Here is a 16,636-nt window from a genome sequence, read left to right as displayed (position 1 = left end):
ACTTTTCAGTAAATATAAAAATACCGTTTCATTTTATAAAATGGCGACAACAATATTCGCTTCTGACGCATTTTAATTTATGCTTTCAGAGAATTATATCTGCCCCCAGGATGAGCAAAATGGATAATGCTGTTGATCGTCACGTATTTTATATTTCTGATGGCACGGCCATCACCGCAGAGGTATTGGGCCACGCAGTGATGTCGCAATTTCCGGTTACGATCAGCAGTATTACGCTGCCGTTTGTTGAAAATGAGAGCCGCGCCCGCGCGGTGAAAGACCAGATTGACGCCATTTACCAGCAAACGGGCGTACGCCCGTTAGTGTTCTACTCCATTGTATTGCCGGAGATTCGCGCAATCATTTTGCAAAGCGAGGGCTTCTGTCAGGATATCGTCCAGGCGCTGGTCGCACCGCTGCAACATGAGATGAAACTCGACCCGACTCCAATCGCTCATCGCACGCACGGACTGAATCCCGGCAACCTCAATAAGTACGACGCACGCATTGCCGCCATTGATTACGCCCTCGCCCACGATGACGGTATTTCGTTGCGCAACCTCGATCAGGCGCAGGTTATTTTGCTCGGCGTCTCCCGCTGCGGTAAAACGCCAACCAGCCTGTATCTGGCGATGCAGTTTGGCATTCGGGCGGCGAACTACCCCTTTATTGCCGATGATATGGATAACCTGGTACTGCCCGCGTCGCTAAAACCGCTGCAACACAAACTTTTTGGTCTGACCATTGATCCGGAACGTCTGACGGCGATCCGCGAGGAGCGTAGAGAAAACAGTCGTTATGCCTCGCTGCGTCAGTGCCGCATGGAAGTAGCCGAAGTTGAAGCGTTATACCGTAAAAACAAGATCCCATGGCTCAACAGTACCAACTATTCGGTAGAAGAAATTGCCACCAAGATCCTCGATATTATGGGACTAAATCGCCGCATGTACTAGAATGCTAGTGCAATGGTTCATTTTTTGTTAGCATAAACTTTGGCTTGTGAGGTGTGACACGCCTCGCACTTGAAATCAGCAGGGATTGGTTTATCGTGATGCGCATCACTTCCCGGTAGTCCTGCCGTTGAAGCAATAAATTTCTGAGACACGTAATGAACCGAACTGATGAACTCCGTACTGCGCGTATTGACAATCTGGTCACTCCCGCTGAGCTGGCGCAACGGCATCCTGTGTCGTCCTCTGTCGCTCATCACGTGACGGATTCCCGACGCCGGATAGAAAAAATACTGAATGGCGAAGATCCTCGTTTGCTGGTGATCGTGGGTCCCTGCTCGATTCACGACCTCGATGCGGCCCTGGAGTACGCCACGCGCTTGCAGACGCTGCGCACCCAACACCAGGCACGCCTGGAAATCGTGATGCGGACCTATTTTGAAAAACCGCGCACCGTCGTCGGCTGGAAAGGCTTAATTTCCGACCCGGACCTGAACGGCAGCTACCGCGTTAACCACGGCATTGAGCTGGCGCGTAAACTCCTGCTACAGGTCAACGAGCTGGGGGTCCCTACGGCCACCGAATTCCTCGATATGGTCACCGGCCAGTTTATTGCCGATCTGATCAGCTGGGGCGCTATCGGCGCACGTACTACCGAAAGCCAGATCCACCGTGAAATGGCCTCTGCGCTGTCCTGCCCGGTTGGGTTTAAAAACGGGACGGATGGTAATACGCGTATCGCCGTCGATGCGATTCGCGCTTCCCGCGCCAGCCATATGTTCCTCTCACCGGATAAAACCGGTCAGATGACCATCTATCAGACCAGCGGCAACCCGTACGGGCATATCATCATGCGCGGTGGTAAAAAGCCGAATTACTTTGCAGAAGATATTGCCGCCGCCTGCGATACGCTGCATGAATTTTCGCTGCCGGAGCATCTGGTCGTCGATTTCAGCCACGGCAATTGCCAGAAGCAGCATCGCCGCCAGCTGGAAGTGTGTGATGACGTCTGTCAGCAAATTCGCAATGGCTCAACGGCCATTGCCGGGATTATGGCAGAAAGTTTCCTGCGCGAAGGGACACAAAAAATCGTCAGCGGTCAGCCGCTGGTCTACGGTCAGTCCATAACCGACCCCTGCCTGAATTGGGAAGATACCGAACTGCTGGTCGAAAAACTCGCGGCTGCGGTGGATAGCCGCTTCTAACTTTTTCGCCGGGTAGCATATGTTACCCGGTGACAATCCCTTGTTTTCCTCCTGTTTTTTCCTCTTTTTTGCTCAAAAATCGCTCTCGTCACAATTTTTTCACAAAAAGGCTTGCCGCAAATTTTTACTTTGATGATAATGATTATCATTGTTACATTGATTGTTATTTTTAAACACTATGTCACGTATGGATAACACAACGGCAACGCCTGCAAAAAAGAAGACACCACTCCCTGCCCCCGTCGCTGAGCGTCGAATTGACAGCAAAAGCCTGCTGGGCAATGAGGGACGTGTGATCATTGAGCATGACGGGCAGCATTACCTGCTGCGCCAGACCCATGCCGGAAAACTAATTTTAACGAAATAACCCCACACATTTCGCCAGCCACCCAGGTTATCCCCAGGCAGCCAGCGCTTTTCGAGTTTCTAATGGAGAGTTGCTATGCCTTACCTGCACACCGCGAGGATGCGCCCATCGCTGCTGGCGCTGGCGATCGTCTGCAGTCTTCCTGGCGCCGCCTACGCGGCGGTTGAAGACATGACCGTTACCGCGACCGGCAATGCTCGCAGCGCCTTTGAAGCACCGATGATGGTCAGCGTCATCGACGCGACGGCCCCGGAAAATCAAACCGCCAGCTCCGCCGCAGACCTGCTGCGCAGGGTCCCCGGCCTGACTCTTGACGGCACCGGTCGCACCAACGGCCAGGACGTCAATCTGCGCGGCTACGACCGACGCGGCGTGCTGGTACTGGTTGACGGCGTCCGTCAAGGCACTGACACCGGACACCTCAACAGCACCTTCCTCGATCCTGCCCTCATCAAGCGTATTGAAGTGGTGCGCGGCCCGTCCGCGCTGCTGTACGGCAGCGGCGCACTGGGCGGCGTCATTGCCTATGAGACGGCGAATGCCAGCGATCTACTGGGCGCGGGAAAAAACAGCGGGTATCGCGTGTTCGGTACCGCTGCCACGGGGGATCACAGCCTCGGGATGGGTGCCAGCACGTATGGCCGCACCGATACGCTGGACGGACTGCTGTCCTGGTCCAGCCGTGACCGGGGTGACCTCCGTCAGAGTAACGGCACCACCGCGCCGAACAACGAAGCGATTAATAATATGCTGGCGAAAGGCAGCTGGAAAATTGACAACGCCCAGACGTTGGCCGGCTCACTGCGCTATTACAACAACGATGCACGGGAACCTAAAAACCCGCAGGCCAGTGACGCTGACAGCAGCAATCCAATGACCGACCGTTCGACGATCCAGCGCGATGCCCAACTGACCTACTCGGTAGCCCCGGCGGATAAAAACTGGCTGAATGCCGATGCGCGCATTTACTGGTCTGAAGCGCGCATTAACGCACAAAACCCGGATGCCACCGGCGAGTTTCGTAAGCAAACCACCACAGGTGGGAAGATTGACAACCGTACGCGCCTGTTTAGCGACACCTTTGCCGCGCATCTGCTGACATATGGCGGCGAGTACTATCGTCAGGAGCAAAAACCAGCGGGAGCCACTACCGGTTTCCCACAGGCGAAAATTGATTTCAGCTCCGGCTGGCTACAGGACGAAATCACCCTGCGTGACCTGCCGGTGACCTTGCTGGGCGGCACGCGTTATGACTCTTATCGCGGTAGCAGCGACGGTTACGCAGATGTCGATGCCGATAAATGGTCGTCCCGCGCAGGAATGACCGTAACCCCAACCGACTGGCTGATGCTGTTTGGATCTTACGCCCAGGCCTTCCGTGCGCCAACCATGGGCGAAATGTACAACGATGCAAAACACTTCTCCATCGGTCGCTTCTACACCAACTACTGGGTACCTAATCCGAATCTGCGCCCGGAAACCAACGAAACGCAGGAGTATGGTTTTGGTCTGCGCTTTGACGATTTGCTGCTGGCGAACGATGCCCTTGAATTTAAAGCCAGCTATTTTGACACGAAAGCGAAAGACTATATCTCCACCCGCGTCGATTTCGCCGCCGCAACGACGATGTCCTACAACGTTGCTAACGCCAAAATCTGGGGCTGGGACGTGATGACAACTTATTCCACCGATCTGTTCAGCCTGGATCTGGCCTATAACCGCACGCGCGGCAAAGACACCGACACCGGTGAATATATTTCCAGCATTAACCCGGACACCGTCACCAGCAAGCTAAACGTGCCTGTCGCGCACAGCGGTTTCTCAGTTGGCTGGCTCGGTACCTTTGCCGACCGTTCAACCCATATCAGCAACAGCTACACTAAACAGCCCGGCTATGCGGTCAACGACTTCTATGTCAGCTACCAGGGGCAGCAGGCGCTGAAAGGCATGACCACCACGCTGGTGCTGGGTAACGCCTTTGACAAAGCATACTGGTCGCCGCAGGGCATTCCACAAGATGGACGCAACGGCAAAATTTTCGTGAGTTATCAGTGGTAATCACTTTGCCCCGGACACCGGGGCAGCAATCGGAAAGGAAGAGGCAATGAATTACTACACCCGCTGGCTGGAACTGAAAAAAGAACATCCTGGCAAGTACGCCCGTGACATCGCAGGTCTGCTGCATATCAGCGAAGCTGAACTGGCCTTTGCGCGCGTTGGTCATGACGCCTGGCGCCTGCGCGGTGAGGTGCGCGAGATCCTCTGTGCACTGGAGGCCGTGGGCGAAACCAAATGCATTTGTCGCAATGAATACGCGGTGCATGAAGTTATTGGCGCGTTTACGAATCAACACCTGAACGGCCATGCTGGGCTCATTCTGAATCCGCGCGCCCTCGATCTGCGCCTGTTCTTGAATCAATGGGCCTGCGCATTTCACATCAGCGAGAACACCGCTCACGGCGAGCGCCAGAGCATCCAGTTTTTCGATAGTCAGGGCGACGCGTTGCTAAAGGTCTACACCACGCAGCATACCGATATTGCTGCCTGGGGCTCGCTGCTGACCCGTTTCATCTTTGCGGAAAACCCACCGCTGATGCTGCAAACCCTCGAAACCGCCGTTTCTGGCGTTAACGCAGACGCTACGGCGGTAGATGCAGAGTGGCGCACCATGACCGATGTGCACCAGTTTTTTGGCCTGCTGAAACGCCACAACCTAACCCGTCAGCAGGCCTTTCGCCTGGTGGGTGACGATCTGGCCTGCAAAGTGGCGAACAGTGCGGTGGCCCAATTGCTGGAAACTGCACGTCAGGATGGCAACGAAATTATGGTATTTGTCGGCAACCGCGGCTGCGTGCAGATTTTTACCGGCGTGGTAGAAAAATTGGTGCCAATGAAAGGCTGGCTGAATATTTTCAACCCTACCTTTACGCTGCACCTGCTGGAAGAGACCGTCGCCGAGACGTGGGTCACGCGTAAGCCGACCGCTGACGGTCACGTCACCAGCCTGGAACTGTTTGCAGCAGACGGTACGCAAATCGCCCAGCTGTATGGGCAGCGTACGGAGGGCGAGCCAGAACAGAAGCAATGGCGTACGCAAATCGACGCGTTAGCACCGAAAGGGCTGGCCGCATGAAGATACTGTGGGTCCTGATGGCGTTTCTGCCGCTGACGGCTCAGGCCGCGCCCGAAGAGAAAGTGGTCACCCTCGGCGGTGACGTGACAGAGATTGTCTTCGCGCTGGGCGCGCAGTCATCCCTTGTGGCGCGGGATAGCACCAGCCAGTGGCCGGCGGCGGCAACGGCATTGCCGGACGTGGGCTATTTACGTCAGCTCAATGCCGAAGGGATCCTGGCCACCCGCCCTACGCTGGTTTTGGCCAGCGCGCAGGCGCAGCCCTCATTGGTGCTTGAACAGCTCAAGCAAAGTCAGGTCAACGTTGTTACGGTACCGGCAGGTAATGCGCTTAGCGTGATTGATGAGAAAGTCCGGGTGATTGCACAGGCAACCCATCGTCAGGCTCAAGGCGAGGCGCTACGCCAAACCCTACGCCAGACGCTGGCTGAACTGCCCTCCTCGGAACTCAACAAACGCGTGCTGTTCATTCTCAATCACGGCGGAATGACCGCCATGGCGGCCGGACAGCAAACCGGAGCCGATGCAGCCATTCGTGCCGCAGGTTTGCGCAACGCTATGCAAGGGTTTACCCGTTACCAACCCTTGTCTCAAGAAGGAGTGATTGCCAGTCAGCCCGATCTGGTGGTGATTTCCCAAGACGGCGTCAACGCGATGGGGGGTGAAGATAATCTGTGGACGCTGCCGGGACTGGCGCAAACGCCCGCTGGTCGTAATAAGCAGGTGTTGCAGATTGACGATATGGCATTGCTGGGTTTTAGCGTGCGTACGCCGCAGGCCATCCAGCAACTGCGTGCCAAAGCGGAGCAATTGCCCTGATGCCCTGGCGTATCACCTGCTCTTTGTGGATGCTGGCCGCTACGCTGGTCGTGATGACGATTGTGGCCACCGGTTTTGGCGCATTGCGTCTGCCGGTAAGCCTTTTCTGGCGTGAGGGAGATGGCGCGCTGCGTCAAATCTGGCTCACTATTCGACTACCGCGCGTGCTGCTGGCACTGGTGATTGGCGGTTCACTGGCGCTGGCGGGCTGTGTGATGCAGGGGTTGTTTCGCAATCCACTTGCCGATCCGGGCCTGCTGGGGATCAGTAGCGGAGCCGCCTGCGCCGTCGCATTGTGGGTAGTATTACCGGTCACCTTACCGGCGCTGCTGATGCTGTATGCCCCGATGCTGGCGGCGTTTCTCGGCGCACTCGCCGCCACCGGAGTGATTTTTATCCTCAGTCAACAGCGCGACGGTTCGCTTTCACGCCTGTTGCTGGTGGGTATTGCCATCAATGCATTGTGCGGAGCTGCGGTCGGCGTGTTGTCGTGGGTCAGCAATGATGCGCAACTGCGCCAGTTGTCGCTGTGGGGGATGGGCAGTCTGGGAACAGCGCAGTGGTCAACACTGTTGGCGGTCACTTCGCTGATGCTGCCCACGGTGCTTTTCATCTGGCGTTTAGCCCCGACGCTGAATCTGCTGCAGCTCGGAGAGGAAGACGCGCACTATCTTGGCGTGGATGTCCGTCGGGTGCAGTGCATTTTACTGCTATGCAGCGCACTGTTAGTAGCCGCAGCCGTCGCGGTCTGCGGCGTAATTGGTTTTATCGGTTTGGTTATCCCCCATTTGATGCGCATGTGGCTTGGTAGCGATCATCGGGCGGTGATCCCAGGCTCTGTATTGGCGGGGGCATGTTTACTGTTGATCGCCGACACCCTCGCGCGAACAGCGGTTTCGCCCGCTGAGATGCCGGTGGGTCTGTTGACCAGTATTCTCGGTGCGCCGTGGTTTTTGTGGCTTATTTTTCGTCAGCGAGGTCCGCATGGCTGAACATTTTATCGCCGAAAATCTGTACTATCATGTGGCGGATCGTTCGGTGATTCGCGACGTGTCACTGACGCTGACAAAGGGTGAACTGGTGGCGTTGATCGGCCCAAATGGTGCGGGGAAGTCCACGCTGCTGCGCCTGCTGACCGGCTTTCTGACGCCGACAGCCGGGCGCTGCTTACTGAACGGAAAACCGCTGAATGACTGGCGTATACAGAGTCTGTCTCGCCATCGCGCAGTCATGCGGCAACAAACACAGATAGGCTTTGACTGGCAGGTCGAAGCCGTGATCGCCATGGGGCGAGCGCCCTGGACCCAACGACCCGAACCGGCGCTTATTGCTCAGGTGATGGCGATGACCGGATGTACACCGCTAGCTGGCAGGCACTACGCCGCGCTTTCCGGCGGCGAGCAGCAACGAGTACAGCTTGCCCGTGCGCTGGCGCAGTTGTGGTGCGATGGCGCGCCGCGCGGCTGGCTATTCCTTGATGAACCTACTTCAGCGTTAGATCTCTACCACCAGCAGCAGCTGTTACGTTTGTTAACGTCGCTAACGGCTGCGGGGGAGTTACACGTATGCGTAGTCCTTCACGATCTCAATCTTGCCGCGCTGTGGGCCGACAAAATTATCTTGCTCCATGACGGACATATAGTCTCTCAGGGGACGCCGGAAGCCGTATTACAGGCCAATGAGCTGATGCGCTGGTACGGCGCCCAGCTTCACATTGGCCTGCATCCGGCTAACGCCTCGCCGCAGGTTTTTCTCGCCCGTTAGCTTGAACAACTGACTTCCAGCCGCTTACCCCAGTCTGGCGGACGGCTGACATAGTCATCATCCCTGTCGGCATACGGCGTGCGCAACGCAATGTGTAAGCGATGCAGTTCAGCGTAATCCCCCTGCTCTGCCTGGCTAATTGCCCGCTGCGCCAGCCAGTTGCGTAACACTATTGCCGGGTTGGCAGCTTTCATTTGCGCCTGTCTTACTTCGTCCGCCACGTTATCCTGTTGCAAACGTGAACGATAGCGCGCAAACCAGTCATCAAATACTGAGCGGTCGATAAACTCATCGCGCAACGGCGAAGACGCACTATGTTGCTCCGTCTGACTCAGCATACGAAACGTTCGCGTAAAATCGCTTCTTTCCCGTGCCATCAGGCTAAACAGTTCGCTGAGCAATTCGTTATCGTTTTTTTGCTCGCTAAAGAAGCCCAACTTTTGTCGCATCCGCTGCCCATAACGGGTCAGCAGCGCCAGTTGATAGTTATCCAGCGCGTCATTGAGTGCGTCGGCCGCAATAAACGGCGACAGGGTTTGCGCCAGCCGCTGCAAATTCCACAGCGCGGCAGCCGGTTGATTATCGAAACTGTATCGCCCCTGGTGATCCGAATGATTACAGATAAAATCAGGCACATAGTCATCCAGAAAACCGAAGGGACCGTAGTCCATCGTCAGCCCCAGAATCGACATGTTGTCGGTGTTCATCACCCCGTGCGCAAACCCTACCGTCTGCCAGTCGGCAATTAAGATCGCGGTGCGCGTGACCACGTCCTGAAACCACCGTTGATATTTATCCGCCTCGTCCTGCCAGTGCGGCCAATAATAGCGAATCGCAAAATCGGCCAGTTGACGTACTTTTTCGGGTTCACGACGATAGTAGAAGTGTTCAAAGTGACCAAAGCGCATATGACTTTGCGCCACGCGAATCAGCATCGCCCCGGCTTCTACCGTTTCGCGGTAGACCGGCGTGTCGCTGGTGACCACCGACAGCGCTCGCGTCGTGGGGATCCCGAGATAATGCATGGCTTCGCTGGCCAGACTTTCGCGGATCGTCGAACGTAGTACCGCACGCCCGTCTCCCATGCGCGAATATGGCGTAAGTCCCGCGCCTTTCAGATGCCAGTCAAGCGTCGAGCCATCGGCGAGCAGCTGTTCACCCAGCAGGATCCCGCGTCCGTCACCCAACTGCCCTGCCCAAACACCAAACTGATGTCCGCTATAGACCTGCGCCAACGGCGACATGCCGGGAAGCAGCGTTTCACCGCCGCAAACGCCTGCGTTATTTTCACTATTAAACAACGTAGCCGGGATCCCTGATTGCTCAGCAAGCATATCGTTATGCCAAATTACGCGCGCATTTTTCAGGGGAGTAGGCGAAAGTGCCGTATAGGTTGCTGGCAATTCATCACGCCAGCGGGTGGTAAAAGACAGGGTCATAGGGCCTCCTGCCTCTAGTGTAGACTGTTAACGAACGGTTAAACACCGGCAAATGCAAGGGTTATCCTTGCATCAATGAGGTTATCTGCGCGGGTAAGACAGCCGGCCATAGCGCACCCTGCATGGCGCTGAATCCCAGGGGCAATACCCGTTCGAGCATCTCCTGCGTATCAATGCCGCTGATGATTATTGATTCGCAGTCTGGGGATATTTGTGCCTGAATGGCGCGCATAAAAGGCTCAAACGAATTTTGCGTAATACGTTGTTGAATAAAGTGTTTATCCAGTACGACACGTTTGAACAGGCCATCAAAAATTGCACGCGTGGATATGCCTGGCGCACCGAAGTTGGTCAAGACTAATGGAAATCGCGCCGCTAATGCCGCCAGTATTGGATTTTCTTTACCCTTGTTTAACTCGGGAAAACTTTCATTAATGGTTAATTCAATAAATGAAAATCGTTCAATACGCGAAGCATATTCTGCATCTAATAATAAAGTATTAGCGACTGCCGGAGTTAAATTAAGCCACGCAGAAATGTTGCGTTGAATAAAAAAATGTTGGCATGTTTCGATTAATTCGAGTTTTTCGCTAAATAAACGACGCTGCTCATCGTCCGACATCCGAGGTATGACCAACCCTGATGGCATATGCACTACGCCGTCAGGACTAACAAAATGGGTGATGATGTCTACGTATTTAAGATCGCCTCCTGCACTTCGCGCAGGAAGAAAAGAGAACTCAGAATGATAAAGATTATCCAGTGAAACTATCATTGTGCCAGCCCCGCTGCATGGGTGTAATCCGGCATCCTGTAGCAAAGGATGGAAAAATACGTCACATCAGATGCAAATTGAGGCTCTTTCATTTTTCCCTTTTTAGCCAGTAAATCGAATCCTTTTTTTTAGCTTATCCTGATTATAAGCTAATATCCAGCTTTGTACTTTTTAATAACTCGGCATAAATCATATTTTTAGCAAAATACTCTCTTAATGCACAGGGTTATTGTCAGTGCAGCAGCTGAAGTGAAAGTTGACTTTAAATGGCGATGATGGAACTGCTTCATACATGACCAGCCCCATCACCCGGGAGATTTAAATACGTCGCGCCTGCCAGAAATTTTTACGCCAGTAGACATTATCAAGCGAGGAGCGCATCACGCCACGACTGGTGGAGGCATGAATAAATTGATTATTGGTATCGTAAATACCGACGTGTAGCCCGCTTTCACCCGATCCGGTTTTAAAGAAAACCAGATCGCCTGGCAGCAATTCATCTTTATCAATTTCGGTACCAATCTTTGACTGCGTGCGCGTATCGCGCGGTAATTGCAGGTCGAATTTATCGCGCATCGTCATCAGTACAAAGCCAGAACAATCCACGCCGCTCCGGCTCATGCCGCCATAACGATAAGGTGTACCACGCCAGTGCTGTAACTGGTCGTTAAGACCGGCAATCACGGCGATAGAGTCCGATAACCGGGCATTGGGTGCGGGAGCGCGATGGCTACTGCACCCTGCCAAAAACAATGCTGTGATAAAAAGAAGCCAAAAACGCATGCAGGACGAATCCTCTATTTTTTATTCTTGCGCCAATTTAGCGTGGAAATAATGGGGTTTTCAAGAGCCCATTTAACTTAAGTGGTTGATATGAGCATTCTGTGGCCTTCGATATCCAGACGACGGAAGTTTACGCCATAAGCCTGAGAGAGATTAGCCGGCGTCAGCACCGCATCGCGTGTACCACTGGCCAACAACTTCCCGCGCTTGAGTAACCAGGCTTTGTGCGCATGACGCAGCGTATGGTTCAGGTCATGACTGCTCATCACAATTGCAATTCCCTGCTGACAGAGTCGGCCCAATAGGCGGTCCAGCGCATTTTGTTGCGCAACATCCAGACTGTTCATCGGTTCATCTAACAGCAACAGTTGGCCGTGCGGATTAGCCTGCGGACAAATTTGCAGTATTACCGCCGCAAGACGCACCCGCTGCCATTCGCCGCCAGAAAGCTGATTCGACCCACGTCCAAGTTTATCACCCAACCCAAGCGCGTCGGCCGTCTCCTGCAGCAAATCGGTACGCGTTTTATCAGGCTGATGCAGCGTCAGAAAATGCCAAACCGGCATGGCAAACGGGGGGGTTTGTTGTTGCGCAAGATAAGCGCGATGTTGCGCCAGTTTTGCCGCAGGCCAGTCATCGAGCGGCACATCACCCAACACGATGGTTCCTTCACCGGTCGTTAACCCCGCCATCCTCGCCAGCAGCGTGCTTTTTCCTGCGCCGTTGGGTCCGACAAGGTGTAGGATCTCCCCGGCCCTTATTTCACCGGAAAGCGGGCCAAGCCGGGTCGATTCCGCCACATTCTGGAGCTGCATCAAAGGAGACATTATTTTGCCAGCGCCGCGTTGATATGTTCCACAAGGATGGGATCTTCAGGCGTCATATCGGGTGAAAAACGCTGTAAAACCTGACCATCGCGCCCGACTAAAAACTTCTCGAAATTCCACAGAATATCGTCCGGGTAGAGCGGCGCGCGCCCTTTGCTCGCCATGCGCGCATAAAACCCACTGTCGGCTGGCGCTACGGCGGTGGGCGCGGCGGCAATCAGCTTCTGATACAGCGGATGGCGCGCTTCGCCGTTGACATCTATTTTACTGAACATGGGGAAAGTAACGCCCCAGGTAGTACTGCACCAGGTTTTAATTTCCTCTTCACTACCGGGTTCCTGACCGAGAAACTGATTGCAGGGGAACCCCAACACGGTAAATCCCTGCTCGTGCCATGTTTTCTGCAGATTCTCCAGTTGCTCATACTGCGGCGTTAATCCACATTTTGAGGCAACATTAACAATTAACAGGACTTTTCCGGCATACGCTTGTAATGAGACGACATCTCCGTCGATAGTCGTCACTTCGGTATTGAAAATAGTGTCTTGCATAGCATCTCCAGGTGGATAGTCAGCGATCAATTTTCCGTGTTTAATCATAGTCCGAACCGCAGACGTCTAGCGCCCGGATTTTAACAATAACCAGATAAATACCGGTGCACCCATGGTTGCCGTTACCACGCCGATAGGCAGTTCAGCCGACGCCAGCACCAGACGTGCCACAACATCCGCTAACAGTAATGCAATAGCCCCCGCCAGCGCACAGCCAGGCAGCAATACGCGATGATCGGTTAATCCACACAGTCGCAGAATATGCGGGATAACCAGGCCGATAAAACCAATGGCGCCAGCAAGCGCCACGCTGACCCCCACCATCCAGCCAGTGGCCACCACCAGCAGGTTCCGCCAGAACCATAAAGGCAGCCCTAGCTGGCGCGCAGACGTCTCCCCCAGCGCCAGCATATTCATCGGCTGCGACTGACAGCAAATCCACAGTAAAACGGGCAGCAGCGCGACCATCAGCCAGGCCTGCTGCCAGTCGACACCGCCAAAGCCGCCCATCATCCAGTACATTAACTGTCGCAGATCAAAAGAGGTTGAGAAGTAGATAGCCCACGTCATCAAGGCGCTACAAATAATACCCAGCGCCACGCCCGCCAGCAGCAGACGGCTGGTCGACAGGTGGCGGCGGGCAAAACGCAGAAGGATAAGCGTGATGATCAGCGCCCCGGCAATCGCGCACAGGCCCAGCGCCCAGCCGGGTAACTGGCCCTGCCCCAATAGCACCGCGGCGATGAGTCCAACGCCTGCGCCGTTAGACACGCCCAGCAGGCCTGGTTCGGCTAACGGGTTTTCGAACAGCGCCTGCATCACAGCACCGGACAGCGCCAGCGCGGCACCGACCAGCAGTACGGCCAGCGTACGAGGAAGTCGAATTTGCCACACGAACAGATCGCCACGGGCGCTAAACCAGTTGCCGGGCGCAATCCACTGTTCGCCTGCGCACAGGCTGAGGATCGTTGCCAGCAGCATCAGCGCTGACAGAGACAATATCCAGCGTACATTTCGTCGCTGTTGTTGATGGGCGAAGGTCAGCATGTTTTCCATTCTGCTGAAAAGAGATGAGGGGATTTTACGGTGCCGATTCGGTAGTGGAAAGGAAAAAGGCCGCAGAGCGGCCTTTTTAGTTATACCCGTCATACTTCAAGCTGCATGTGCGTTGGCTTTACTCGCTCACCCCAGCCACGTACTTATGTACGCTCCTGGAGATTCGCTGCGTCGCCGCCTTCCTGCAACTCGAAGTATTTAGGGTATATATACGTCATGCTTTTCACTGCCGCTTTGATGGCGGCGTAAGTGACTTAGCGGAACGTCAAATCACTCTTCTTTGGGCGTTGCGTTTTCGACCCGACTTTTTAACTTCTGTCCGGGTCTGAAGGTCACCACGCGCCGTGCTGTAATGGGAATATCTTCGCCCGTTTTCGGGTTACGTCCCGGGCGTTGATTCTTATCACGCAGATCGAAGTTACCAAAACCAGAGAGTTTTACCTGCTCACCATTTTCCAGAGCACGACGGATCTCTTCGAAAAACAGCTCGACCAGTTCTTTGGCATCCCGCTTGCTAAGCCCAAGCTTATCAAACAGATATTCTGACATTTCAGCTTTTGTAAGCGCCATAGGTTCAATCCCTCAATGATGCCTGGAATCGCTCTTTTAATGCCTCTACACATTTGGCGACGGTAGCGGCAATCTCCTCTTCTTCAAGTGTACGGCTGGTATCCTGAAGGATCAGGCTGATAGCGAGGCTCTTATAACCCTCCGCAACACCCTTACCGCGGTACACGTCAAATAAGTTTACGCCAACTACCTGATTTACGCCAACTTTCTTACACTCGGATAAAATATCCGCAGCGGGAACGTTTTCTGCCACCACCACGGCGATATCACGGCGGTTCGCCGGGAAGCGAGAAACTTCACGAGCCTGAGGCACCACGCGGTCTGCGAGCTTGTTCCACTCCAGTTCAAACACTAAAGTGCGACCGTTCAGATCCAGTTTACGTTCCAGCTCAGGATGAACAACCCCAATGAAACCAATACGTTCACCTTTCAGATAAATCGCCGCAGACTGGCCCGGATGTAATGCCGGATTGGCTTCAGCTTTGAACTGAATGTCACCCAGTTTACCGGTCAGGTCGAGAACCGCTTCCAGATCGCCTTTCAGATCATAGAAATCAACGGCCTCTTTTGCCAGGTTCCAGTGTTCATCATGACGGTTGCCGCAGATCGCACCTGCCAACATCAGATCCTGACGGATCCCGAGGTTAGCCTGGGTATCGGGAACAAAACGTAAACCCGTTTCGAAAATACGCACGCGGTTCTGCTGACGGTTCTGGTTATACACCACCGTAGACAGCAAGCCGGTCCACAGGGACAAACGCATTGCCGACATGTCGATTGAGATTGGGCTTGGCAGCAACAGCGCTTCTTCACCCGGATGCAGCAGCGCCTGAACTTTCGGGTCGACGAAGCTGTAGGTGATCACTTCCTGGTAGCCTTTATCATTGAGCATGGTTTTGACACGCTTCAGCGATAAATCTGCTTCGCGATGCGTCCCCATGATCAGGCCTGCCTGAATAGGCGTATTCGGGATATTGTCATAACCGTATACGCGGGCAATTTCTTCGACCAGGTCTTCTTCAATCGACATGTCGAAACGCCAGCTCGGTGCAACCGCCAGCCACTCATCCTGGCCTTCCGTCACGTCACAACCCAGACGACGCAGAATATCGCTCACCTGCTCATCGGCAATATGATGGCCAATCAGACGATCCAGTTTGCTACGACGAAGCGTAATGGTTGCGCGTTTTGGCAGCGTGGCTTCGGTCGTCACATCGATAACCGGACCGGCTTCGCCGCCGCAGATATCAATCAGCAGACGCGTTGCACGCTCCATAGCTTTGTGCTGCAGTGCCGGATCGACGCCACGCTCATAGCGGTGAGAGGCATCGGTGTGCAGACCGTGACGACGCGCGCGACCCGTAATGGACAGCGGGCTGAAGAACGCACATTCCAGCAGGACGTTTTGCGTCTCATCATTCACACCAGAGTGCTCTCCGCCAAAGATGCCGCCCATTGCCAACGCTTTGTTGTGGTCAGCAATAACCAGCGTATCCGCATTCAGTTTTGCTTCGCTGCCGTCCAGCAATACCAGGGTCTCACCCTCTTTTGCCATACGCACAACAATTCCGCCTTCAATGCGGTCTTTGTCGAACGCATGCATCGGCTGACCCAGTTCGAGCAGTACATAGTTGGTCACATCAACCACGGCATCGATGGAACGGATCCCGCAACGACGCAGTTTCTCTTTCATCCACAGCGGCGTTGGTGCTTTAACATTGATACCTTTAACCACACGGCCCAGATAGCGCGGACAGGCGTCAACGGCTTCAACCTGGATTGGCAGCACGTCATCAACTGTCGCCGCCACAGGGACGATTTCCGGCTCAACCAGCGGGGCTTTGTTCAGTACCGCAACATCGCGTGCAACACCGATGATGCCTAAGCAGTCGGCGCGGTTCGGCGTAACGCTGATTTCGATAGTGTTATCGTCAAGCTTCAGGTATTCGCGGATATCGGTGCCAATCGGCGCATCCGCCGGCAGTTCGATAATCCCGTTATGATCATCGGAAATACCCAGCTCAGAGAACGAGCACAGCATCCCTTCTGACGGCTCACCGCGCAGTTTGGCGGCTTTAATCTTGAAATCGCCCGGCAGAACGGCACCGATGGTCGCCACGGCGACTCTTAATCCCTGACGGCAGTTAGGTGCGCCACAGACGATATCCAGCAGACGATCGCCGCCCACATTAACTTTGGTGACACGCAGTTTGTCTGCGTTCGGGTGCTGGCCGCACTCAACCACTTCACCGACCACTACGCCGTTAAATTCACCGGCAACGGCTTCAACGCCGTCGACCTCGAGGCCCGCCATGGTGATCTGGTTTGACAGCGCATCGCTATCAATTGCCGGGTTTACCCATTCGCGTAACCACAGTTCACTGAATTTCATTGTTTT

The 16,636-nt window shown here is 54.5% G+C and carries 16 protein-coding genes; 8 read left to right on the top strand and 8 right to left on the bottom strand.

The window, feature by feature from the left end; translation table 11 throughout:
• Window positions 1–119 precede the first annotated feature (119 nt).
• The 8 genes from ppsR (at window position 120) to FDX22_RS04280 (ending at window position 8,237) form a co-directional block, all read left to right on the top strand.
• Window positions 120–953 carry a posphoenolpyruvate synthetase regulatory kinase/phosphorylase PpsR gene (gene ppsR / locus FDX22_RS04315; protein WP_096757238.1) on the top strand — a complete coding sequence of 278 codons (834 nt, stop codon included), beginning with the start codon at window positions 120–122 and terminating at the stop codon, window positions 951–953.
• A 155-nt stretch (window positions 954–1,108) separates the two neighbouring features.
• Window positions 1,109–2,155: a 3-deoxy-7-phosphoheptulonate synthase AroH gene (gene aroH / locus FDX22_RS04310; RefSeq protein WP_096757239.1), complete on the top strand. Its 1,047-nt coding sequence runs from the start codon at window positions 1,109–1,111 to the stop codon at window positions 2,153–2,155.
• Window positions 2,156–2,333: 178 nt separating this feature from the next.
• On the top strand, window positions 2,334–2,522 hold the full coding sequence (hemP, locus tag FDX22_RS04305) for a hemin uptake protein HemP (protein ID WP_135912137.1): 189 nt from the start codon (window positions 2,334–2,336) through the stop codon (window positions 2,520–2,522).
• Window positions 2,523–2,597: 75 nt separating this feature from the next.
• Complete coding sequence (locus FDX22_RS04300) at window positions 2,598–4,580, top strand: TonB-dependent hemoglobin/transferrin/lactoferrin family receptor (protein WP_146716759.1); 1,983 nt, start codon at window positions 2,598–2,600, stop codon at window positions 4,578–4,580.
• 46 nt (window positions 4,581–4,626) lie between these two features.
• Entirely contained in the window at window positions 4,627–5,655 is a 1,029-nt protein-coding gene (locus tag FDX22_RS04295) for a hemin-degrading factor (RefSeq protein WP_146716758.1), read from the top strand.
• Window positions 5,652–6,473 carry a hemin ABC transporter substrate-binding protein gene (locus FDX22_RS04290; RefSeq protein WP_146716757.1) on the top strand — a complete coding sequence of 274 codons (822 nt, stop codon included), beginning with the start codon at window positions 5,652–5,654 and terminating at the stop codon, window positions 6,471–6,473. The genes FDX22_RS04295 and FDX22_RS04290 overlap by 4 nt, the downstream gene beginning before the upstream one ends.
• Entirely contained in the window at window positions 6,473–7,465 is a 993-nt protein-coding gene (locus tag FDX22_RS04285; protein ID WP_135912140.1) for an iron ABC transporter permease, read from the top strand. Before FDX22_RS04290 ends, FDX22_RS04285 begins: the two co-directional genes overlap by 1 nt.
• Entirely contained in the window at window positions 7,458–8,237 is a 780-nt protein-coding gene (locus tag FDX22_RS04280; RefSeq protein WP_115258656.1) for a heme ABC transporter ATP-binding protein, read from the top strand. Before FDX22_RS04285 ends, FDX22_RS04280 begins: the two co-directional genes overlap by 8 nt.
• On the opposite strand, the gene selO is transcribed toward FDX22_RS04280, so the two are convergent.
• The 8 genes from selO to pheT all read right to left on the bottom strand — a co-directional run bounded on the left by selO (window position 8,234) and on the right by pheT (window position 16,630).
• A complete protein-coding gene (selO, locus tag FDX22_RS04275; RefSeq protein ID WP_146716756.1) occupies window positions 8,234–9,676 on the bottom strand; it encodes a protein adenylyltransferase SelO in 1,443 nt (480 codons plus the stop codon). The two genes, FDX22_RS04280 and selO, sit on opposite strands and share 4 nt — an antisense overlap.
• A gap of 61 nt (window positions 9,677–9,737) precedes the next feature.
• Window positions 9,738–10,451 carry an EAL domain-containing protein gene (locus tag FDX22_RS04270; RefSeq protein ID WP_115258658.1) on the bottom strand — a complete coding sequence of 238 codons (714 nt, stop codon included), beginning with the start codon at window positions 10,449–10,451 and terminating at the stop codon, window positions 9,738–9,740.
• Window positions 10,452–10,769: 318 nt separating this feature from the next.
• Complete coding sequence (locus FDX22_RS04265; protein ID WP_096757248.1) at window positions 10,770–11,234, bottom strand: NlpC/P60 family protein; 465 nt, start codon at window positions 11,232–11,234, stop codon at window positions 10,770–10,772.
• 77 nt (window positions 11,235–11,311) lie between these two features.
• Window positions 11,312–12,061: a vitamin B12 ABC transporter ATP-binding protein BtuD gene (gene btuD / locus FDX22_RS04260; RefSeq protein WP_146716755.1), complete on the bottom strand. Its 750-nt coding sequence runs from the start codon at window positions 12,059–12,061 to the stop codon at window positions 11,312–11,314.
• Complete coding sequence (locus FDX22_RS04255; protein ID WP_137363003.1) at window positions 12,061–12,612, bottom strand: glutathione peroxidase; 552 nt, start codon at window positions 12,610–12,612, stop codon at window positions 12,061–12,063. The genes btuD and FDX22_RS04255 overlap by 1 nt, the downstream gene beginning before the upstream one ends.
• A 66-nt stretch (window positions 12,613–12,678) precedes the next feature.
• On the bottom strand, window positions 12,679–13,659 hold the full coding sequence (gene btuC / locus FDX22_RS04250; RefSeq protein ID WP_096757251.1) for a vitamin B12 ABC transporter permease BtuC: 981 nt from the start codon (window positions 13,657–13,659) through the stop codon (window positions 12,679–12,681).
• A gap of 279 nt (window positions 13,660–13,938) precedes the next feature.
• Complete coding sequence (gene ihfA / locus FDX22_RS04245) at window positions 13,939–14,238, bottom strand: integration host factor subunit alpha (protein WP_003030571.1); 300 nt, start codon at window positions 14,236–14,238, stop codon at window positions 13,939–13,941.
• A 4-nt stretch (window positions 14,239–14,242) separates the two neighbouring features.
• Window positions 14,243–16,630 carry a phenylalanine--tRNA ligase subunit beta gene (gene pheT / locus FDX22_RS04240; RefSeq protein WP_115258661.1) on the bottom strand — a complete coding sequence of 796 codons (2,388 nt, stop codon included), beginning with the start codon at window positions 16,628–16,630 and terminating at the stop codon, window positions 14,243–14,245.
• Window positions 16,631–16,636: the final 6 nt, after the last annotated feature.

The sequence above is a fragment of the Citrobacter sp. TBCS-14 genome (genome assembly GCF_005280805.1).
In the GTDB taxonomy this organism is placed as follows: Bacteria; Pseudomonadota; Gammaproteobacteria; order Enterobacterales; family Enterobacteriaceae; genus Citrobacter; species Citrobacter gillenii.
Note: the sequence above shows the minus strand (reverse complement) of the source record. Positions and strands in the feature narration are given on the sequence as shown.

Coding starts and splice junctions, on each gene's coding strand:
- ppsR (WP_096757238.1), top strand. CDS start 120: ATGGATAATGCTGTTGATCGTCACGTATTTTATATTTCTGATGGCACG.
- aroH (WP_096757239.1), top strand. CDS start 1,109: ATGAACCGAACTGATGAACTCCGTACTGCGCGTATTGACAATCTGGTC.
- hemP (WP_135912137.1), top strand. CDS start 2,334: ATGTCACGTATGGATAACACAACGGCAACGCCTGCAAAAAAGAAGACA.
- FDX22_RS04300 (WP_146716759.1), top strand. CDS start 2,598: ATGCCTTACCTGCACACCGCGAGGATGCGCCCATCGCTGCTGGCGCTG.
- FDX22_RS04295 (WP_146716758.1), top strand. CDS start 4,627: ATGAATTACTACACCCGCTGGCTGGAACTGAAAAAAGAACATCCTGGC.
- FDX22_RS04290 (WP_146716757.1), top strand. CDS start 5,652: ATGAAGATACTGTGGGTCCTGATGGCGTTTCTGCCGCTGACGGCTCAG.
- FDX22_RS04285 (WP_135912140.1), top strand. CDS start 6,473: ATGCCCTGGCGTATCACCTGCTCTTTGTGGATGCTGGCCGCTACGCTG.
- FDX22_RS04280 (WP_115258656.1), top strand. CDS start 7,458: ATGGCTGAACATTTTATCGCCGAAAATCTGTACTATCATGTGGCGGAT.
- selO (WP_146716756.1), bottom strand. CDS start 9,676: ATGACCCTGTCTTTTACCACCCGCTGGCGTGATGAATTGCCAGCAACC.
- FDX22_RS04270 (WP_115258658.1), bottom strand. CDS start 10,451: ATGATAGTTTCACTGGATAATCTTTATCATTCTGAGTTCTCTTTTCTT.
- FDX22_RS04265 (WP_096757248.1), bottom strand. CDS start 11,234: ATGCGTTTTTGGCTTCTTTTTATCACAGCATTGTTTTTGGCAGGGTGC.
- btuD (WP_146716755.1), bottom strand. CDS start 12,061: ATGTCTCCTTTGATGCAGCTCCAGAATGTGGCGGAATCGACCCGGCTT.
- FDX22_RS04255 (WP_137363003.1), bottom strand. CDS start 12,612: ATGCAAGACACTATTTTCAATACCGAAGTGACGACTATCGACGGAGAT.
- btuC (WP_096757251.1), bottom strand. CDS start 13,659: ATGCTGACCTTCGCCCATCAACAACAGCGACGAAATGTACGCTGGATA.
- ihfA (WP_003030571.1), bottom strand. CDS start 14,238: ATGGCGCTTACAAAAGCTGAAATGTCAGAATATCTGTTTGATAAGCTT.
- pheT (WP_115258661.1), bottom strand. CDS start 16,630: ATGAAATTCAGTGAACTGTGGTTACGCGAATGGGTAAACCCGGCAATT.